The following is a 19,488-nucleotide window of genomic DNA, read 5'->3' as shown; positions in this document are numbered from 1 at the left end:
TGGTGCGCCGGCAATTATTGTCTACTGCGGGAGAGGTGCGCGCGTGAGGGCAGAAAACCAAGGCTATGCCTTGGTTTTCCAATAATCAGCGGCTGAAAATCGGGGGTTTCGGCATCTCCAAGCAGTCCATTTCCGGCTGGTGGGTAACTTGTCCGGAAAATCCTTAGATCGAGCGCCGCCCGCGCGGCGCATCGCAGGCTTCGCCTGCTCCCACATCTGTGTCGGGCGGGGTATGCCTGCAACAGAGGTGGTGCCCGCCTTGGCGCTTGTCTTTCGTCAGGCGGTGTGGCTGTTTCGTTCACACCAAATTCGCATCGTGCCCACAAGGCGAACAGCGCTACCCTCCCAGACATAACTGGCCAGAAACAAATGTGGGAGCAGGCGAAGCCTGCGATGCGCCGCGCGGGCGGCGCTCGATCTGAAGGGCGCTGCAAGACTTTCGCCGAACACCCACCCCTGCTTTACACGAATTTTGCAAACCTCCATTGGTCCCCGCCCCCCCGGATGGATTAAAGTATCAGCCCTTGCCCGGCAGTCGCTTCCACCCGTTTGCGCCGGCTCATTCCCAGGAACCGTCGACGATGGAACACCGTGAGGCGCTAATCGCGCTGCGCACCTTTCTCTCTTCCCAGATCCTCGGCCAGGAGAAACTGGTCGAGCGCCTGTTGATCGTGCTCCTGGCCGACGGCCACATGCTGGTCGAAGGCGCCCCGGGCCTGGCCAAGACCAAGGCCATCAAGGAGCTCGCCGAAGGCATCGAGGCGCAGTTCCATCGCATCCAGTTCACCCCCGACCTGCTGCCCGCCGACATCACCGGCACCGAGATCTACCGCCCGGAAACCGGCAGCTTCGTGTTCCAGCAGGGGCCGATCTTCCACAACCTGGTGCTGGCCGACGAAATCAACCGTGCGCCAGCCAAGGTCCAGTCCGCCCTGCTCGAGGCCATGGCCGAGCGCCAGGTCAGCGTCGGGCGCAGCACCTACGAGCTGTCGCCGCTGTTCCTGGTGATGGCCACGCAGAACCCGATCGAACAGGAAGGCACCTACCCGCTGCCCGAGGCCCAGCTCGACCGCTTCCTCATGCACGTGAAAATCGGCTTCCCCGACGCCGCGGTGGAGCGGCGCATCCTCCTGCAGGCCCGCGGCGAGGCCCTCGGTGGCGAGGTGAAGCCCGAGCGCCGGGTCAGCCAGCAGGCGATCTTCGCCGCGCGCAAGGAGATCCTTGGCCTGTACATGGCCGATGCTGTGGAGGAGTACCTGGTGCAGTTGGTGATGGCCACCCGCACCCCGGCCAAGTTCGACAGCGAGCTGGCCGACTGGATCGCCTACGGCGCCAGCCCGCGCGGCTCGATCGCCCTGGACCGCTGCTCGCGCGCCCATGCCTGGCTGGCCGGGCGCGACTTCGTCAGCCCCGAGGACATCCAGGCGGTGCTGTTCGACGTGCTGCGCCACCGCATCATCCTCTCGTTCGAGGCCGAGGCCGCGGGGGTCGACCAGGACCGCGTGGTCCAGCGCATCCTCGACGTCGTCGCCGTCGCCTGACGCCCATGCCCACCGCGCACCTGGCCGAACCCGGCATCCGCATCGGCCTGGCCGAGCTGATCGACATGCGTCACCGCGTGCGCGAGATCCAGCTGTTCTCCAGCCCTGGCCAGCGCAGCCCGCTGGTCGGCCTGCACCACTCGCGCCTGCGTGGGCGCGGTGTGGATTTCGACCAGGTGCGCGTGTACCAGGCCGGCGACGATGTGCGCAACATCGACTGGCGCGTCACCGCGCGCACCCAGGAGCCGCACACCAAGCTGTTCCACGAGGAGCGCGAACGGCCGATCTTCATCATGGTCGAGCAGAGCCAGCGACTGTTCTTCGGTTCGGGCCTGATGTTCAAGTCGGTGCTCGCGGCCCAGGCTGCGGCGCTGTTCGGCTGGGCCGCGCTGGGCCACAACGACCGCATCGGCGGGCTGGTGTTCGGCGACAACGAACACCACGAGATCAAGCCGCGGCGCAGCAAGCAGAGCCTGTTGCAGTTGCTCAACCGCCTGGCGCGGATCAACCAGGCGCTGCACACCGAGGCCCCGCCGCAGGCCGACAGCCTCGGCCTGGCCCTGCGCCGGGCACGCGAGGTGCTGCGCCCGGGCAGCCTGGCCATCGTCATCTGCGACGAGCGCGCCCTCGGCGCCAGTGTCGAGCAGCACCTGGCGATGCTGTCACGCCATTGCGACGTGCTGCTGATGCCCGTCAGCGACCCCCTCGACCATGCCCTGCCCGCTGCCGGCCTGCTGCGTTTCGCCCAGCGTGGCGCGCAACTGGAGCTCGATACCCTCGACGCCGGCCTGCGCCAGGCCTACCGCGAACAGGCCGAGGCGCGCATCGAGCGCTGGGAACTGCTGGCGCAGAAACTGCGGGTGGTGCTGATGCCGCTGAGCACCCAGAGCGACATGATCGAGCAACTGCGCGAGTACCTGAACGCCCAGCGTCCACGGAGCGCGTCATGATAGGTCGCGACCGATGAACACCCTCGATCAGTTGCAACCGCTGATCGCCCCGCCAGCGATCGGCCTGTGGCCACCGGCACCGGGCTGGTGGCTGCTGCTGGCCCTGCTGCCGCTGCTTGGCTGGGGCCTGTGGCGCCTGAGCCGCTGGCGCCCGCGCAAAGCCCGGGTGATACGTGCCGAACAGCCGCTGGACCCGGTGCGACTCGAGGCGCTGGCCGAACTGGCGCGCCTGCCGCGCCCCTACGACAACGCACCGGCCGGCGCCTGGCTGCAGCAGATCAACGCCCTGCTCAAGCGTCTGTGCCGCATCCACTACCCCGGCGCCAACAGCCATACCCTCAACGGCCGCCAATGGCTGGCGTTTCTCGACAACCGCTGTCCGGCCGCCGGCCTGACCCGCTGGATGGTGCTGGTCGAGGGCGCCTACAAGCCCGAGTGCAAACTCGACGACAAGGCCATCGCCGGGCTCGCCCAGGCGGTCGAAACCTGGATCCGCAAACATGTTTGAACTGGCCTGGCCGTGGCTCTTCGCCCTGCTGCCGCTGCCCTGGCTGGCGCGCCTGCTGCTGCCCGCCGCCGACAGCGGCGAGCCGGTGCTCAAGGTCGGTTTTCTCGACGAGCTCGAAGGCCTGGCCGGGCGCCGCGCACGGCTGAACCTGCCGACCTGGCGCCAGCAGGCGCCGTTCATCGTCATCTGGCTGCTCCTGCTGCTCGCTGCCGCCCGCCCGCAATGGCTGGGCGATCCTGTACCGGTGGCGGCCAGCGGCCGTGACCTGCTGGTGGCGGTGGATGTGTCCGGGTCCATGGACTTCCCCGACATGCAATGGCAAGGCGACGAGATCAGCCGCCTGGAACTGGTCAAGGCGCTGATGGGCGACTTTCTCCAGGATCGCCAGGGCGACCGCGTCGGCCTGATCCTGTTCGGCAGCCAGGCCTACCTGCAGGCGCCGCTGACCTTCGACCGGCGCACCGTGCGCACCTTCCTCGACCAAGCGCAGATCGGCATCGCCGGCAAGAACACTGCCATCGGCGACGCCATCGGCCTGGCGGTCAAGCGCCTGCGCCAGCGTCCGGCGCAGAGCCGGGTGCTGATCCTGATCACCGACGGCGCCAACAACGGCGGGCAGATCCACCCGCTGACCGCCGCGCGCCTGGCCGCCCAGGAAGGCGTGCGCATCTACACCATCGGCATCGGCGCCAACCCCGAGGACAGCGGCACCCCGGGCCTGCTCGGGCTGAACCCGAGCCTGGACCTGGACGAAGCCGCGCTCAAGGAAATCGCCGACATCACCCACGGCAGCTACTTCCGCGCCCATGACGGCGCCGAGCTCGATCGCATCGGCGACACCCTCGACCATCTCGAGCCGGTGGCCCAGCAACCGACCCAGGCGCGTACCGCCACCGAGCTGTACGCCTGGCCACTGGCCCTGGCGCTGCTGCTCAGCGTGCTGCTGGTGGTGGCCGTGCAATGGCCGGACAACCTGCTGCAGCGCCTGCTGCGCAAGCCGCGCTTCCTGCAGCCCCACCCGGAATGGCGCGAGCGCCTCAAACGCCTGCGCCTGAGGAAGCGGCGATGATCGATTTCTGGCCGCAATGGCTGCGTCCCCTGTGGCTGCTGGTGCTGCCGCTGCTCGGCTGGCTGCTGTTCAAGCTCTGGCACCGGCGCAAGCGCGCCGGACGCTGGCAACTGATCCTGCCGCCGCAGTTCCACGCCGTGCTGCTCGGCGGCGGCAACGGCAGCACCAGCAAGCTGCCGTGGATCGCCCTGGGCCTGGCCTGGTTGCTGGTGCTGCTGGCCCTGCTCGGGCCCAGTTGGCAGCGCCTGGAGGAAACCCGCCAGCGTCCGGCCGATCCGTTGGTGATCCTGCTCGAACTGACCCCGCAAATGCTCGCCGAGGACAGCACGCCCAATCGCCTGGAGCAGGCCCGGCGCAAGATCCTCGACCTGCTCGAGCACCGCAGCGACAGCCAGACCGCGCTGGTGGTCTATGCCGGCAGCGCACATACCCTGGTGCCGCTGTCGGACGACCTGGGCACCACGCGCAACCTGCTCGAGGCCGTCGACCCGTCGATCATGCCGCAACCCGGCCAGCGCGCCGACCTGGCCGTGCAGAAGGGCCTGGCGTTGCTGGCCCAGAGCGGCCTAGGCCAGGGTCGGCTGCTGCTGATCGGCTCGTCGCTGAGCGAACAGGAGCGCCAAGGCATTCTCCAGGCCCTCGGCCGCCATGGCCCGAGCCTGCTGATGCTGGGTATCGGCAGCGCCGAAGGCGCGCCGGTGCGCCAAGCCAACGGTGAATACCTCAAGGACGCCCAGGGCGGCATCCTCCTGCCACGCCTGGACAGCGCCTCGCTCAAGGCCTTCATCGGCGGCACCGGCGGGCGCTATCGCCATGCCCGCATCGACGACCTCGACCTGCGCGGCCTGGGCCTGTTCGACAACCCGCGCCTGCTGCGCGACAACGGCCAGAGCGTGCAACTGGACAGCTGGGCCGACCAGGGCTACTGGCTGCTGCTGCCGCTGTTGCTGCTGGCGGCCTGCGCCGGCCGCCGCGGCTGGCTATTCTGCCTGGCGCTGTTGTTCTGCCTGCCGCAACCCAGCCAGGCCTTCGAGTTCAACGACCTGTGGCTGCGCCCCGACCAGCAGGGCCAGCGCCTGTTGCAGCGCCAGCAGCCGGCCGCCGCCGCGCGCCACTTCGACGACCCCCAGTGGCGCGGCCTGGCGCTGTACCAGGCCGGCGACTTCGAAGGCGCCGCCGCCGCCTTCGCCCAGGGCAACAGCGCCGCCGCCCACTACAATCGAGGCAATGCCCTGGCCCGCGCCGGCGAGCTGGAAGCGGCCCTGGATGCCTACGAGCAGGCGCTGGAGCGCCAGCCCGACCTCAAGCCGGCACTGGACAACCAGGCCCTGGTCCAGCAACTGCTGCAACAACGCCAGGCCAAGGCCGAGGCCGAGGAAAAACCGGCCGAGGCCGACGCCCAGGGCACGCCCGGCAACGACAGCGACGGTAACAGCAGCTCGCCCAGCAACCCGGCCCAGGGCACTCCAGGCAACGACGAACAGGCCCAGGCCGAACAGCCCGACGACAACAGCACCGGCAGTACCCAGGCACCGCCCGGCAATGCCGGCGGCGATGACGACAGCGTGACCCAGCCGCCCCAGCGGCCGCTCTCCACCAGCCTCGACGCCGAACAGCGCCAGGCCCTGGAACAGTGGCTGCGAGAGATCCCCGACAACCCGGCGGAGCTGCTGCGGCGCAAATTCTGGTATGAACAGCAATTGCATCAGGAAACCCCACGATGAGTCGCCTCGGCGTCTTTCTCCTTGGCCTGCTGTGGAGCCTCGCGGCCCTGGCCGACCCCACCACCCTGCAAGCCAGCGTCGACCGCACGCGCCTGCAAGCCGGTGAAACCCTCGAGCTGACCCTCGAGAGCCAGGACGTGACCCAGTTCGGCAAGCCCGACCTGCGCGCCCTCGAGACCGACTTCGAGGTGCGCGGCACACGCCAGCTCAACAGCCTGCACAGCCTCGATGGCGAGACCCGCGCCAGCACGCGCTGGATCGTCACCCTGCTGCCACGGCGCAGCGGCAGCCTGCAGATTCCCGAGCTGCAACTGGGCCAGGCGCGCAGCCAGCCCATCGAGCTGCAGGTGCAGCAGGCCGACAGCCAACGCCCGGACATCGCCTCGCAGGTGTTCATCGAAGCCAGCCTCGACAGCAACGAGGTCTATGTCCAGGCCCAGGCCGTGCTGACCCTGCGCATCTACCACTCGGTGGCGCTGTACGACGACAGCAGCCTCAGCCCGTTGCAGCTGGAGAACGCCAAGGTCGATCCGCTGGGCGAGTCGCGTACCTACGAGAAGGAAATCAACGGCGTGCGCCACGGGGTGATCGAGACCCGCTACGCGATCTACCCACAGCAAAGCGGCAGCCTGGAAATCCCGCCGCTGAACTTCACCGCCACCGCCGCCGACAATGGCGAACAGCCGGCCGGTACCCCGCGGGTCGGGCGCCAGGTGCAGGTGCGCTCGCAGCCGTTGCGCCTGACGGTCAAGCCGATCCCGGCCAGCTACCCAAGCGACCGCCCCTGGCTGCCAGCGCGCAGCCTGACCCTGGAAGAGCACTGGAATCCCGACCCGGCCAGCCAGCCGACACAGATCGGCGACTCGCTGACCCGCAACATCACCCTGCGTGCCGAGGGGCTGTCGAGCACCCAGTTGCCACCACTGCCGGCCACCGAAGCGCTGGGCCTGCGCCGCTATCCCGACCAGCCGCTGCTGCGCAACGAAATCGGCGAGCGCGGCATGATCGCCAATCGCGAGGAACGCGAGGCACTGGTACCCACCCACAGCGGCGAGTTGGCCTTGCCGGCGCTGGAAGTCACCTGGTGGAACACCCGCGAGGATCACCTGGAGCAGAGCAGCCTGCCGGCGCGCACCCTGAACGTTGCCGACAATCCGGCCCTGAGCGCCGACACGCCGGCCAGCGACAGCAGTGCCAGCGCCGCCCTGCTCTGGCCATGGCAACTGGCGACGCTGTTGCTCGCCCTGACCACCCTGGCCGGCTTCGCCCTGTGGTGGCGGGCACGCTCGCAACCGGCGGTGTTGCGCGCGGCGCAGAGCGGCCCGAGCCCGCGCACCCTGCTCGACGATCTCAAGCGCGCCTGCCAGGCCAACGACCCGCAGGCGACCCGCCAGGCCCTCGACGCCTGGGCGCGCCAGCAGCCGGAGACGCTGGCCGAGATGGCCGCGCGCTTCGTACCCTTGTCGGATGCACTGGATGGTTTGAACGGGGCGTTGTACAGCGAGAGCGGCCAGTATTGGCACGGTGATGAACTGTGGCGGGCAATCGGGGCGATTCCGCCTGCCGAACAGGTGCTGGCACCGGCCGGGGAGACCGGCAACCTGCCGCCACTGTATCCGAAGTGAAGCGCTTGCCCGAGATTTCACCCGGGCAAGCGACACGCAACATGACACCGGCGACGCCGGTGTCAGCCGAAAAGGCCGGCGCCTACAAGGATCACGCCAGCACTTGCGGGTTGCGAAATCCTACGCCTGGATCACTTCTCGAACGGGTTCCAGCCTTGCTGGCCCTTCAGTTCCTTGAGGTAGTAGGCGTAGTTGGTCACGCTGGCCCAGAGCGCCGCCAGGCCGCAGTTCACGCCAGTGTCCACGGCACGGGGCAGGTCATGGCCGGTGAAACCCTCATAGAAGCCGAGCACGATACCCACCGCCAGGGAAATACCCAGCAGCGCCAGGTTTTTCTTCCACAGACCGAGCACGAACAGGTAGATCGGGCCGAAGAAGAATGCGATCCAGTTCATGTTGATCAGCATGCGCTTGCCCAGCGACAACGCCTTGAAGGCCTGGCGGAAACGCGGATCGCGAGGGCCGCCGTTCTGCTCGAAGAACGCAAAGCGCTCCTGCCATTTGGGTTTGTAGCGGGTCAGGTCGGTCTTGCTGACAGAAATGCTGTCCATTTTCGTTCCTTAAATGGGCTTTTTCAGTACGACTGTGTACCGGTGCGCCGCGGATAAAGGCCTCCTGGCGTCATCCGTTCGGCAAATGAAGTTTCCCCGCGCGCAAGCGCGCCCCGGACGACAGGGTCCGCTGGGACATTGGCCGAGGTGGCGAAGAGAGAAGATCTGCGGGGGGCTTCATGAAACATCCTTGTTTCAAAATATTTAACCATCGGGACGGATATCGAACAAGCCAGATGTGTCGGCGCCGATCCCGCGCCGCGACTTGAGTTACCATACGCACCCTCCCCAGAGCCCGTTCACGGCACCGCCGGCGGCTTGCTCGACCCGACAACCAACAGGTCAACCATGCGTCTGTTTCACACCTCCGACTGGCACCTGGGCCAGAGCCTGCACGGCCAGGAACGCGACTTCGAACATGCCTGCTTCCTCGACTGGCTGCTCGGCCAGCTGCGTCTGCGCCAGCCCGACGCGCTGCTGATCGCCGGCGACATCTTCGACACCGTCAACCCGCCGGTCAAAGCCCAGGAGCGCCTCTACGACTTCATCGTCCAGGCTCACGAACAGCAGCCCAAGCTGGATATCGTGATGATCGCCGGCAACCACGATTCCGGCTCGCGCATCGAGCTGCCGGCGCCGCTGATGCGCCGCCTGCGCACCCACGCCCTGGGGCGCGTGCACTGGCTCGATGAGGGCCAGCTGGATACCGAGCGCCTGCTGATTCCGCTGACCAATGCCCGCGGCAAGGTCAGCGCCTGGTGCCTGGCCCTGCCCTTCCTGCGCCCGGCCGAGGTCACCGGCCCGACGCTGGGCGACGACTACCTGCAAGGCATCACCCAGGTGCACGAACAACTGATCGGCGCCGCCCAGGCCAAGCGCAAGAAAGACCAGGCGCTGATCGCCGTGAGCCATGCGCACATGGCCGGCGGCAGCATTTCGCAAGACTCCGAGCGCAGCCTGATCATCGGCAATGCCGAAGCCCTGCCGGCGCGCCTGTTCGACAAGGCCATCGGCTACGTCGCCCTCGGCCACCTGCACAAGCCGCAGAAGGTCAACCGCGAACAGCGCATCCGCTACAGCGGCGCGCCGATCCCGCTGTCGTTCGCCGAGATCAACTACCCGCACCAGGTCCTCGAGGTCGAATTCGACGGCAGCGAACTGGTCAGTGTCGAGCCACGCCTGGTGCCCCGCGCCGTGGCCTTGCAACGACTCGGCCCGGCACCGCTGGCCGAGTTGCTCGTGCAACTGGCCGAGCTGCCCATGGTCGACCTGCTCGAGGACCCCAACCGCCAGCCGTGGCTGGAGGTGCGTGTGCGCCTGGACGAACCGCAGCCCGACCTGCGCCAGCAGCTCGAAACCGCCCTGCAGGGCAAGGCCGTGCGCCTGGTGCGCATCAGCGCCGAATACGCCGGCAGCGGCCGCGAGGACGATGACGAGCAGGCATTCGTCGAACTGTCGCAGATCACCCCCCAGGACCTGTTCGGCCGCGCCTGGGAGCAGGCCTATGGCAACCCCGCCGACGAGCAGGCGCTGGCCGACTTTGCCGAGCTGTTGCAAGACGTGCTGCAAGAAGAGGAACAGCCATGAAGATTCTCGCCATCCGCCTGAAGAACCTGGCCTCCCTCGCCGGCCCCATCGATATCGACTTCACCGCCGAACCGCTGGCCAGCGCTGGCCTGTTCGCCATCACCGGGCCGACCGGTGCCGGCAAGAGCACCCTGCTCGACGCCTTGTGCCTGGCGCTGTTCGGCAATGTGCCGCGGCTCAACGACATCGCCCGGGAAGCCAAGGTGCCCGACGCCGACGGCGAGATTCCCACCTCCGACCCGCGCAACCTGTTGCGCCGGGGCACCGGCAGCGGCTTCGCCGAGGTGGATTTCGTCGGCATCGACGGGCATCGCTATCGCGCCCGCTGGGAGGCCAACCGTGCCCGCGAGAAGGCCAACGGCAAGCTGCAGCACAGCCGCCAGAGTCTCTACGACCTCGACGGCGAGCAACTGCTGGGCAGTGGCAAGAACGAGTACCGGCAACTGATCGAAGCACGCCTGGGGCTGAACTTCGAGCAGTTCACCCGTGCGGTGATGCTGGCCCAGAGCGAGTTCGGCGCCTTCCTCAAGGCCGACGACAAAGAGCGCAGCGAGCTGCTGGAAAAGCTCACCAACACCGCCATCTACACCCGCCTCGGCCAGCGCGCGTTCAGCAAGGCCCGGGAGACCGGCGAGGCGCACAACGACCTTAAGAAACAAGCCGAGCACCTGCTGCCGATGGCCGATGAGGCCCGCGCCGCGCTCGACCAGGCGCTGGAACAGGCCCAGCAGCAATTCAAGACCGGCCAGGCACGCCAACGCCAGCTGGAGCAGCAACGTACCTGGCTCGAGCAGCAGCGCCACCTGCAAGCCCAGCACAACGAGGCCAGCACCGCCCTGCAAGCCGCCGAGCACGACTGGCAGCAACTGGCCGAACAGCGCGTCGACCTGCAGCGCCTGGAGCGCCTGGCGCCCCAGCGCCACCAGTTCCACCGCCAACAGCACCTGGCCGCGCAACTGACGCCCGTGCTGACAGACATCGACCAGCAACGGCGCCAGCAGACCGAGCTGCAGCTACAGAGCGACCAGCTGCAGCAGGCCCTGGAAGCGGCCCGCCAGCACCTGGCCCAGTCCCAGGCCATGCACTCCGAGAGTGCGCCACACCTGCGCCAGGCTTTCGCTGCCCAGGGCGACCTCGCCCGCCTCGACAAGGAACTGGCCGAACAGGGCGAAGCCTGTGCCCGGACCAAGCACGAAATCGACGACGGCCAGCAACAATTGCAGCAGTTGGCGGACAACCAGCAACGCAGCCTGCAGCAACTGGCCCAGATCGACAGCGCCCTGGCCGAAAGCCAGCACCTCGCCGGCCTGGCAGATGCCTGGCAGGCCTACCTGCCGCAACTCAAGCAGGTGATGCTGATCGGTGGCCGCCTGAGCCAAGGCCGCGAGGAATTGCCCGGCCTGCAGGCCCAGGTCAGCCAGGCCAACGCCCAGTTGCACAGCCAGCGCGAACATTTCGAGCTGCTGTTCCGCGAAGCCGGGGCCGAGCCCCAGGCACTGGCCGAACAGATCGACCTGCTCGGTGCCATGCTCCAGGACAACCGCAAGCAGCAACGCGCCGTCGAGGAGTTATCGCGCCTGCACGGCCGCGCGCTGGAACTGCGCCAGGCCATCGAGGCCCTGCGCGAACGCCAGCAGCAGGCCATGCAGCAACGCCAGCGACTGATCGGCGAAGGCACCGCAGCCAAGACCGAGCTGGAAAGCGCCGAACAGGCACTGACCCTCACCCGCCAGTTGCTCGAGCGCCAGCGCCTGGCACGCAACACCAGCGTCGAGGAGCTGCGCGCCCAACTGCGCGATGGCGAGCCTTGCCCGGTCTGTGGCAGCGCCGAGCATCCGTTCCACCAGCCCGAGGCGCTGCTGCACAGCCTCGGTCGCCACGACCAGGCCGAAGAGCAGGCGGCGCAACAGCAGGTCGAACAGCTCAACGGCAAGCTGGTCGAACTGCGCACCCAGCTGGGCGTGATCAATGCCCAGCTCAAGGACTACCAGCAACAGCAGCAGCACTTGAACGAACAGTTGCAAGCGCTGCTCGAGCAGGTCCAGGCCCACAGCCTGTGGCCGGCGCTCGCGCCGCAGGATGACAACGCCCGCGGCAAGTGGCTCGAGGGGCAACTGCGCCGCCTCGGCGAGGAAATCGACCGCGACGAGAAACGCCAGGGCGCCCTGCTCGCCCTGCAAAAGGACGCTGCCCGCCTCGGCCAGCAGTTGCAGGCCGCCAGCGAGGCCCAGCAACAGGCCCAGCGCCACCTCGACCAACAGCACCAGGCGCTGGCCGCCGATGAGCAGCAATTGGCGCAAAGCTTCGATGGCCTGGCCAGCGTGCTGCCCGAGGCCATCCTCCAGGCCCTGCGCGACGACCCCGCCAACGCCTTCCTCGGCCTCGACCAGCAGATTGCCCAGCGCCGCCAGCAACTCGACCTGCGCAAGGACGAGCTGGAAGAGCAACAGGCGCGCCAGGCCCAGCTGGACAAGCTGCACGACCAGCAGCAAACGCGCCTGCACGGCCAGCAGCAGTTGCAGGACAAGTTCGCCGCACTGAGCCAGCAACGCCAGCAGACCCAGGCCACGTTGACCGAACTGCTCGGCGAACAGGCCAGCGCCGAAGCCTGGCAGCAGCACCTGGACGCGCAACTGGACCAGGCCCGTGCCACCGAAACCAGCACCGCCCAGCAAGTACAGGCGCTGCACACCCAAGCCGTGCAGCTGGCCGGCGAGCTCAAGGCCAGCCAGCAGCGCCAGCAAGCACTGGAGCACGAGCACCAGCAGTTGCAGGGCGAGATCGCCCAATGGCGCAGCGAACATCCTGAGCTGGACGACGCCGGCCTCGACCGCCTGCTGGCCATCGACGACACCCAGCTCGCAGCATTGCGCCAGCGCTTGCTGGCGGCGGAAAAAGCCATCGAACAAGGCCGCGTACTGTTGCAGGAGCGCGAGCAGCGCCTGCAGCAGCATGCCGCCCAGCCCCCCGGCGAGCTGCCGGAGGACGATCTGGAGCAGGCCCTCGCCGCACTCCAGCAACAGTTGGCCGAGCAGGAACAACACTGCGCCGAACTGCGTGCCCGCCAGGCCGACGACCAACACCGCCAGCAGGCGCACCAGGCCCTGGCCGAGCAGATCGACCAGGCCTACCGCCACTGGCAACGCTGGGCACGCCTGAACGCGCTGATCGGTTCGGCCTCCGGCGACGTATTCCGCAAGATCGCCCAGGGCTACAACCTTGACCTGCTGCTGCATCACGCCAACAGCCAGTTGCGTCAGCTGGCCAGGCGTTATCGCCTCAAGCGCGGCGGCAGTGCCCTGGGCCTGCTGGTGCTGGACACCGAGATGGGCGACGAGCTGCGCTCGGTGCACTCGTTGTCTGGTGGCGAGACCTTCCTGGTGTCGCTGGCCCTGGCCCTGGGCCTGGCGTCGATGGCCTCGAGCACCTTGCGCATCGAGTCGCTGTTCATCGATGAAGGCTTCGGCAGCCTCGACCCTGAGTCGCTGCAACTGGCCATGGACGCCCTCGACGGCTTGCAGGCCCAAGGCCGCAAGGTGGCGGTGATTTCCCATGTGCAGGAGATGCACGAACGGATCCCGGTACAGATCCAGGTACGTCGCCAGGGCAACGGCCTGAGCGACGTGGAGGTGACCGGGTGATCCTCTATTCGTTCCGCCGCTGCCCCTGGGCCATGCGCGCGCGCCTGGCGCTGCGCTACGCCGGGTGCGAGGTGCAGGTGGTCGAAGTGAAGATGAAGGACAAGCCGGCCGAGCTGCTGGCGCTGTCGCCCAAGGGCACGGTGCCGGTACTCGATACCGGTGAGGGGGTGCTGGAGGAGAGCCTGGACATCATGCGCTGGGCACTCGAGCGCAACGACCCCGAAGACTGGCGCCTGCTGGCCGATCCAGCCGCGGCGCGCCAGGCCGAGGCGCTGATTGCCCGCAACGACAGCACGTTCAAGGCGCAGGTCAACCTGTACAAGTACGCCGAGCGCTACCCTGAACATACTCGGGAACACTATCGACACCAGGCCGAAACCTGGCTCGCCGAACTGGAAGGCTTGCTCGCTGGCCGGCCATACCTGTTCGCCGACCACCCAAGCCTGGCCGATGCCGCCTTGCTGCCCTTGATGCGCCAGTTCGCCGGGGTCGAACCGCAGTGGTTCGCCGAGGCGGCTTATCCGCGACTGCGGAGCTGGTTGCAGGGCTGGCTGGACTCGGCCTTGTTCAAGGCCGTCATGGCCAAGTGAAACACTGTCACAGCGCCAGGATCGGCGCGGACATCAGTAACAGCACTACCGCCGTGAGACGCCACATCATGCTCTGCCCCTTCGGAGAGTCAAAAAAATAGCGTCAAATTAAATCATATGGCGTTGTGCTATTACCAATGCCTTTACACACTCAATGGGAATGCTTGCTCAGCGCCGCATGAAAATGCGCGCTCTGCTGTAGGTATTTCTGGGTGTAGCTGTGGGTGCCCGACGATTTCCCACTCTGCTCCATCTGGGCATGGGCGGGCAGCACGACAGAGGCGGAAATGGCAGAGGCGGCAATGACTGGGAAGAGATTGAAGTTCATGTTGGCGGACCTCGACTTCGTTGGTTTGACGTTGGCCCGTCGGGGGCTTGGGTCAAAACTTACGCCGATCGATCCGCCAGCAAAAATTCATTGCGGCAGTAGCCAATATCACGGCCATCGATAGTTGCGCATCGCCCTGCAGGCGCCCTTGGCATCATTCGAGGAACTTGAGGTCCGACGGCGCCGGCTGTTCGAACTTCTGCACCGTCTCGCCAAGGGTGCCCTTGCGCGGATCGCGGCGCATCACCACGATCTGGTTGCTCTTCTGGTTGGCCACCAGCAGGAAGTTGCCTTCAGGGTCCAGGGTGAACTCTCGGGGGTGATCCCCTTCTACCGAACGCCGCTGCAACAAGGTCAGCCGGCCATCCTCCTTGTCGACCGCATACACCACGATCTCGTTGGCGGTACCGCGATTGCTGACATACAGGAAACGACCGTCGGCCGACAGGTGCAACCCTCCCGCCGCCTTCGCCGCCGAGTCCTGACGATCGGTCAAGGGCAGGCGTTGACGCTCGTCGAGGGCGCCATCGTGGACGTCGAACATCACCACCTCGGCGCTCATTTCCAGGGTCAGGTAGGCATGCCGGCCCTTGGCGTCGAACAACAGGTGGCGCGGGCCACTGCCGGGCGGCAGCGCCACCGATGGCGGAATCGCCGGGCTCAGTGGGTGATCGGGGCTGGCGCCGTCGTAACGGTAGATGAACACCTTGTCTGCCCCCAGGTCGCAGGCGTACAGGTGGCGGCCATCCGGCGCCGACACCAGCGCATGCACGTGGGCGCCGGCCTGACGTTCGGGATTGACCTTGCTCGGCGCATGCCGGGCCTGCTGCACCATCGGCTTGAGCTTGCCGTCCCTGGCGATCGGGATCACCACCAGGCTGCCACCCGGGTCGGGGGCTACCGAATAGTTGGCGACGAACAGGTAACGCTGGTCGTGGCTGAGACTGGCATGGGTCGGCTCGTCGCCCTGGCTGGCCACCTGGTTCAACGGCGTGATCTCGCCGTGGCTACCCAGCGAAAAGCTGCTGACGTGCCCCTTCGGGGTTTCGTTGACGGCGAACAGCAGGCGCTGGTCGGCGGACAGCACCAGCCACGACGGGCTGACGCTCTTGACCACCTGCCTGGCCGGCGTGGCGATCTGGCCGCTGTGCGGGTCGAAGGCGTAGCGGTAGATGCCCTGGCTGGCGCCATCGGTGTAGCTGCCCACCAGCAGCTCATCGGCCTGGGCGTTGAGTGTCAAGGTCATCAGGCTAGCGGTCAGCAGGTGGGTCCAGGTCCTCTTCATCGTCTTCCTCGTCTGGGGCGCGAAAAGCACTCATACAGACTAGACGATGCTCGCCATCGGCATCGACGAGGCTCCAGTCGTCGCCGGCACCTGTGGCGGCGGCGACCTGCTCGGGGGTGAAGCTCCAGCGGCGCAACTGGCGGCCGTCCATGCATTCGATCACCAGGCCGGTGTCGTCGAAGGTGAAGTCGAAGGCGTGCAGGCCGTCGATCAGCAGCATGTCGCAGGCTGCCAGGGCGGTGGCGAGGGTGGTCATGAAGATACCTTGGGAGAAAAAGGCCGTCATTATAACCGTTGGGACCACCGCGCAGGCTGTCGGACACGGGTACAAGCCATGGCGAACGCGGGAGCGGGCTTGCCCCGCGCCGGGACAGCCCGGCAAGCGCGGGGCAAACCCGCTCCCAGGCCCCATCAATGGGCGAAGATCGACCCGCCCTGCTTGCCCGCCAGCTTCTGTGGCTTGATCAGGAACCGCGCCAGCGCCGGCAGCAGCCACAGCGCGCCGAACATGTTCCACAGCAGCATGAAGGTCAGCATCAGGCCCATGTCGGCCTGGAACTTGATCGCCGAGAAGATCCAGGTACACACGCCGATGGCCAGGCACAGCCCGGTGAACAGCACCGCCTTGCCGGTGGAACGCAGGGTCTCGTAGTAGGCCTCCTGCAACGGCAGGCCAGCGCGCAGGAAGCTCTCCAGGCGGCTGTAGATGTAGATGCCGTAGTCCACGCCGATACCCACGCCCAGCGCCACCACCGGCAAGGTGGCGACCTTCACGCCAATGCCCATGAAGGCCATCAGCGCGTTGCCCAGCACCGAGGTCAGCACCAGCGGCAGGACGATGCACAGCGTCGCGGCGAAGGAGCGGAAGGTGATCATGCACATCGCCGCCACGCACAGGTAGACCAGGATCAGGATGGTCAGCTCGGCCGACTTGATCACCTCGTTGGTGGCTGCCTCGATCCCCGCGTTACCGGCGGCCAGGAGGAACTGCAGCCCATCCTTGTCATGACTGTCGGCAAAAGCCTTGGCCGCGGCGGTGACTCGCTCCAGGGTCTCGGCCTTGTGGTCGTTGAGGAACACCAGCACCGGCGCCAGCGAGCAGTCGGCGTTGTACAGGCCGTCGGCGCGGGCGATGGAGTTGTTGAGGATGTCCGGGTTGCGCGACAAGGTCTCCCACTTCAGGCTGCCCTCGTTCATGCCCTTGATGACCTGCTTGGACACGGTCACTAAGGAGATGGTCGACTGCACCCCAGGGGTGTTGTCCATGGTCCACATCAGTTCGTCGATCGGCGCCATGGTCGAGTACACCGAACACTGCTCGGCCGGGGTCTTGACCATGATCACCAGCACATCGGAGCTGGTCGAGTAGTTGCTGATGATGAAGCGGTTGTCCTGGTTGTAGCGCGAGTCCGGACGCAGTTCCGGGGCGCCCTGGTCGAGGTCGCCGATCTTCAGGTTCTGGCTGTACCAGAGCCCGCCGGCGAAGGCCAGCAGCGCCAGCAACACCGACACCGGCGCCACCTTGGGGCTGGCGAAGTTGGCCAGCAGGCGCCAGAACGGGTGTTCGCGGGTGGCGTCCTTCTTGCTGCGGGCGACGGCCTTCTGGCTGATGCCGACGTAGCTGATCGCCACCGGCAGCAGGATCAGGTTGGTGAAGACGATCACCGCCACGCCGATCGAGGCGCCGATGGCCAGTTCGCGAATCACCCCGATGTCGATGATCAGCAAGGTGATGAAGCCCACCGCATCGGCGAGGATGGCGATCATCCCCGGCAGGAACAGCTGGCGGAAGGTGCGCCGGGCGGCGGTCAGGGCATTGTCGGCGTCGCTGGATTGCAGGGCGATGCCGTTGATCTTCTGCACCCCGTGGGAAATGCCGATGGCGAAGATCAGGAACGGTACCAGCATCGAATACGGATCAAGGCCGAAGCCCACCGCGTGCATCAGCCCCAGTTGCCAGACCACCGCCACCAGGGTGGTGATCAGCACGGCGATGGTGCTGCGGATGCACCAGGTGAACCAGTACAGCAGCGCCCAGGTGATCACCAGCGCCACGCCGAAGAACATCGCCACCATCACCAACCCGTCGATCAGGTCGCCGACCTTCTTGGCGAAGCCGATGATGTGGATCTTCACATGGGGGTTCTGCGCCTGGAACTTGTCGCGGATCTTCTCTTCCAGCTGGTGGGAGAACTGCTGGTAGTCGAGCTTGACCTGGCGCCCTGGGTTCTGCGGGTCGGGGTAGCTCTCCAGCAACGGGATGTCGACGATGCTGGACTTGAAGTTGTTGGCCACCAGGCGCCCGACCTGGCCTGACTTGAGCACGTTGTCGCGCAGGGTGTCGAGGCTGTCCTGGGAGCCATCGTAGGTATTGGGGATGACCTCGCCGCCGGAGAAGCCCTCCTCGGTGACCTCGCTCCAGCGCACGCTGGGGCTCCACAGCGACTTCAGGCCGGCGCGGTCGACACCGGGGAGGTAGAACACCTCGTCATGGATCTGGCGCAGCGTCTCCATGTAGGCCTTGTCGAAGATGTCGCCTTGCGTCGCCTCCACCGACACGCGCACGGTATTGCCGAGGTTGGCCAGGTCGTTGCGGTGTTCGAGCATCTGTTCGATGAACGGGTGCTGCAACGGAATCATCTTCTCGAAACTGGTGGAAGGCCGAATCTGCGTGGCCTGCCAGAACAGGAAGATACTCACCAGCAGGCACAGGCCGATCACCGCCGGGCGGTTGTTGAAGATCAGGCGCTCCAGCAGGGTGGCCTTGTCGTTGTGGTGCTGCTGGTGCATGTCGAAGCTCTCCTGACGGGTCATGGGCGCACCTCTTCGCGGCCATCGGCGTCGGCCAGGTGCACGCCGCCCTGGCCGACCAGCAGCAGACCGCCGCCACTCAGGGCGCTGACACCCGCCAGGGCGATGCGGTCGGCACGGTTGTGCACGCTGAAGGTCTGGCCGTCATCATGGCTGCGCAGCACGCTGCCGCCGTTGCCGACCAGCACCAGGCTGCCGTCCGCGAGCAGGGTGGCCCCGGCCAGGCCGAACTCCAACGGGCCGCGCTCGGCCTGCAGCGCCACGGGCTGCCAGCTGTCGCCGAAATCGGTGGAACGGAACAGGTTGCCGCGCAGGCCGTAGGCCAGCACGGTGCGCGGCTGGGCGGTACCGATCACGCCGAACAGCGAGCCCTCGTAGGGGCCGGCGAGTTTGCTCCAGGTCTGGCCGTTGTCGGCGGAACGGAACATGCCGCCCTGCTCGCCGACGATGAACAGGCCGGCATCCTTGACCTGGGTGATGGCGTTCAGGTGCAACTGGTCGGGGTTGTCCAGGCGCTCGGCGACATCCTGCCAATGCTGGCCGCCGTCGGTGGTTTCCAGCAGCGCGCCATAGGCGCCGACGGCAAAGCCGTGTTGCGGGTCGAGGAAGCGGACGTCGAGCAAGGGGGCTTCGCGGGCGAGGTCTTCGAACTGCTTGCTCCAGGTCGCACCGCCATCGTTACTGGCGAGGATCTGCGCGTCATGGCCGACGGCCCAGCCGCGCTTGTCGTCGAGAAAGAACACCGCGGTGAGCAGTTGCCGGGTCGGCACCCGGGCCTGGGTCCAGGTCTTGCCCTGGTCGTCGGAGAACAGAATGTGGCCACGGTCGCCGACCACCACCAGGCGTGAACCGGCATGGCTGGCGCCGATCAGCAGGCTCTGGCTGGCCTTGGCCGACTCCACCGAATACGCGTCGGCGGCCACTGCCGCCTCGACATCGCTGGCGCCGATGCCCAGCGCAAATGCCAGCATCGCACCTGCCGCCAGCCGGCGACGTGGCGAAATCCGCTCCCTCATGACTGCCCCCTGTTGTGTTCTTGTGGTGGGTCAATCTATTGCCAGGTACTGCCGAAACCCCTGTTCCAGAGGCCTGGAATAGCTTCGGGCCATGCTATCGGGATTGTCCGACAGAACACAACGAGCGGGACGTTATGTTTTGTTAACCGCCAAATACAGAAGGGCCGCGGCGCACCCCGTCGCAGGCTTCGCCAGCTCCCACAGTGAACCATGCACGCTGTGGGCGCTGGCGAAGCCTGCGACGGGGCGCGCCGCGGCCCCA

Annotated in this window: 15 protein-coding genes; 9 read left to right on the top strand and 6 right to left on the bottom strand. The window is 66.9% G+C overall.

The features are described 5' to 3' along the window. The first annotated feature begins 581 nt into the window (after nucleotides 1–581). From F3J43_RS07800 to F3J43_RS07775, 6 genes are read left to right on the top strand one after another with little or no spacing between them, the layout of a single operon-like run. A complete protein-coding gene (locus F3J43_RS07800) occupies nucleotides 582–1,541 on the top strand; it encodes an AAA family ATPase (protein ID WP_166884392.1) in 960 nt (319 codons plus the stop codon). Nucleotides 1,542–1,546: 5 nt separating this feature from the next. Further along, complete coding sequence (locus F3J43_RS07795; protein ID WP_166884390.1) at nucleotides 1,547–2,491, top strand: DUF58 domain-containing protein; 945 nt, start codon at nucleotides 1,547–1,549, stop codon at nucleotides 2,489–2,491. Between the two features lie 13 nt (nucleotides 2,492–2,504). Then, nucleotides 2,505–2,999: a DUF4381 domain-containing protein gene (locus tag F3J43_RS07790; protein WP_166884387.1), complete on the top strand. Its 495-nt coding sequence runs from the start codon at nucleotides 2,505–2,507 to the stop codon at nucleotides 2,997–2,999. Next, the gene (locus tag F3J43_RS07785; protein ID WP_166884385.1) at nucleotides 2,992–4,068 is read left to right on the top strand and encodes a vWA domain-containing protein; all 1,077 of its coding nucleotides are present in this window, start codon (nucleotides 2,992–2,994) and stop codon (nucleotides 4,066–4,068) included. Before F3J43_RS07790 ends, F3J43_RS07785 begins: the two co-directional genes overlap by 8 nt. Next, nucleotides 4,065–5,792, top strand: a complete 1,728-nt coding sequence (locus F3J43_RS07780; RefSeq protein ID WP_166884383.1) for a tetratricopeptide repeat protein — start codon at nucleotides 4,065–4,067, stop codon at nucleotides 5,790–5,792. The genes F3J43_RS07785 and F3J43_RS07780 overlap by 4 nt, the downstream gene beginning before the upstream one ends. Beyond that, nucleotides 5,789–7,417, top strand: coding sequence for a BatD family protein (locus tag F3J43_RS07775; RefSeq protein ID WP_166884381.1), 1,629 nt, complete (start codon nucleotides 5,789–5,791; stop codon nucleotides 7,415–7,417). The genes F3J43_RS07780 and F3J43_RS07775 overlap by 4 nt, the downstream gene beginning before the upstream one ends. Nucleotides 7,418–7,548: 131 nt before the next feature. Here F3J43_RS07775 and F3J43_RS07770 read toward each other — a convergent pair whose 3' ends face one another. Beyond that, complete coding sequence (locus F3J43_RS07770; protein WP_166884379.1) at nucleotides 7,549–7,968, bottom strand: DUF2628 domain-containing protein; 420 nt, start codon at nucleotides 7,966–7,968, stop codon at nucleotides 7,549–7,551. Nucleotides 7,969–8,316: 348 nt separating this feature from the next. Between F3J43_RS07770 and F3J43_RS07765 the strand changes: the two genes are divergently transcribed. From F3J43_RS07765 to F3J43_RS07755, 3 genes are read left to right on the top strand one after another with little or no spacing between them, the layout of a single operon-like run. Next, nucleotides 8,317–9,555 (top strand): exonuclease SbcCD subunit D C-terminal domain-containing protein, encoded by a 1,239-nt coding sequence (locus F3J43_RS07765; RefSeq protein ID WP_166884377.1) that lies wholly within the window; start codon nucleotides 8,317–8,319, stop codon nucleotides 9,553–9,555. Further along, nucleotides 9,552–13,196, top strand: coding sequence for an AAA family ATPase (locus F3J43_RS07760; RefSeq protein ID WP_166884375.1), 3,645 nt, complete (start codon nucleotides 9,552–9,554; stop codon nucleotides 13,194–13,196). Before F3J43_RS07765 ends, F3J43_RS07760 begins: the two co-directional genes overlap by 4 nt. Beyond that, on the top strand, nucleotides 13,193–13,786 hold the full coding sequence (locus tag F3J43_RS07755) for a glutathione S-transferase (RefSeq protein WP_166884373.1): 594 nt from the start codon (nucleotides 13,193–13,195) through the stop codon (nucleotides 13,784–13,786). The genes F3J43_RS07760 and F3J43_RS07755 overlap by 4 nt, the downstream gene beginning before the upstream one ends. A gap of 151 nt (nucleotides 13,787–13,937) precedes the next feature. On the opposite strand, the gene F3J43_RS07750 is transcribed toward F3J43_RS07755, so the two are convergent. The 5 genes from F3J43_RS07750 to F3J43_RS07730 all read right to left on the bottom strand — a co-directional run bounded on the left by F3J43_RS07750 (nucleotide 13,938) and on the right by F3J43_RS07730 (nucleotide 19,226). Further along, nucleotides 13,938–14,114 (bottom strand): hypothetical protein, encoded by a 177-nt coding sequence (locus F3J43_RS07750; protein ID WP_166884370.1) that lies wholly within the window; start codon nucleotides 14,112–14,114, stop codon nucleotides 13,938–13,940. A 154-nt stretch (nucleotides 14,115–14,268) separates the two neighbouring features. Then, entirely contained in the window at nucleotides 14,269–15,399 is a 1,131-nt protein-coding gene (locus tag F3J43_RS07745) for a lactonase family protein (RefSeq protein WP_166884368.1), read from the bottom strand. After that, nucleotides 15,365–15,655 carry a DUF5629 family protein gene (locus F3J43_RS07740; RefSeq protein WP_166884366.1) on the bottom strand — a complete coding sequence of 97 codons (291 nt, stop codon included), beginning with the start codon at nucleotides 15,653–15,655 and terminating at the stop codon, nucleotides 15,365–15,367. Before F3J43_RS07740 ends, F3J43_RS07745 begins: the two co-directional genes overlap by 35 nt. Before the next feature lie 155 nt (nucleotides 15,656–15,810). Next, nucleotides 15,811–18,213 (bottom strand): efflux RND transporter permease subunit, encoded by a 2,403-nt coding sequence (locus tag F3J43_RS07735; protein ID WP_166884364.1) that lies wholly within the window; start codon nucleotides 18,211–18,213, stop codon nucleotides 15,811–15,813. Beyond that, entirely contained in the window at nucleotides 18,210–19,226 is a 1,017-nt protein-coding gene (locus F3J43_RS07730) for a WD40/YVTN/BNR-like repeat-containing protein (RefSeq protein ID WP_166884362.1), read from the bottom strand. Before F3J43_RS07730 ends, F3J43_RS07735 begins: the two co-directional genes overlap by 4 nt. Nucleotides 19,227–19,488 lie beyond the last annotated feature (262 nt).

It is taken from the genome of Pantoea sp. Cy-639 (assembly GCF_011752525.1).
GTDB lineage: Bacteria > Pseudomonadota > Gammaproteobacteria > Pseudomonadales > Pseudomonadaceae > Aquipseudomonas.
This window is presented reverse-complemented; position numbering and strand designations above follow the sequence as displayed.

Coding starts and splice junctions, on each gene's coding strand:
- F3J43_RS07770 (WP_166884379.1), bottom strand. CDS start 7,968: ATGGACAGCATTTCTGTCAGCAAGACCGACCTGACCCGCTACAAACCC.
- F3J43_RS07745 (WP_166884368.1), bottom strand. CDS start 15,399: ATGAAGAGGACCTGGACCCACCTGCTGACCGCTAGCCTGATGACCTTG.
- F3J43_RS07785 (WP_166884385.1), top strand. CDS start 2,992: ATGTTTGAACTGGCCTGGCCGTGGCTCTTCGCCCTGCTGCCGCTGCCC.
- F3J43_RS07780 (WP_166884383.1), top strand. CDS start 4,065: ATGATCGATTTCTGGCCGCAATGGCTGCGTCCCCTGTGGCTGCTGGTG.
- F3J43_RS07735 (WP_166884364.1), bottom strand. CDS start 18,213: ATGACCCGTCAGGAGAGCTTCGACATGCACCAGCAGCACCACAACGAC.
- F3J43_RS07740 (WP_166884366.1), bottom strand. CDS start 15,655: ATGACCACCCTCGCCACCGCCCTGGCAGCCTGCGACATGCTGCTGATC.
- F3J43_RS07750 (WP_166884370.1), bottom strand. CDS start 14,114: ATGAACTTCAATCTCTTCCCAGTCATTGCCGCCTCTGCCATTTCCGCC.
- F3J43_RS07775 (WP_166884381.1), top strand. CDS start 5,789: ATGAGTCGCCTCGGCGTCTTTCTCCTTGGCCTGCTGTGGAGCCTCGCG.
- F3J43_RS07790 (WP_166884387.1), top strand. CDS start 2,505: ATGAACACCCTCGATCAGTTGCAACCGCTGATCGCCCCGCCAGCGATC.
- F3J43_RS07765 (WP_166884377.1), top strand. CDS start 8,317: ATGCGTCTGTTTCACACCTCCGACTGGCACCTGGGCCAGAGCCTGCAC.
- F3J43_RS07730 (WP_166884362.1), bottom strand. CDS start 19,226: ATGAGGGAGCGGATTTCGCCACGTCGCCGGCTGGCGGCAGGTGCGATG.
- F3J43_RS07760 (WP_166884375.1), top strand. CDS start 9,552: ATGAAGATTCTCGCCATCCGCCTGAAGAACCTGGCCTCCCTCGCCGGC.
- F3J43_RS07800 (WP_166884392.1), top strand. CDS start 582: ATGGAACACCGTGAGGCGCTAATCGCGCTGCGCACCTTTCTCTCTTCC.
- F3J43_RS07795 (WP_166884390.1), top strand. CDS start 1,547: ATGCCCACCGCGCACCTGGCCGAACCCGGCATCCGCATCGGCCTGGCC.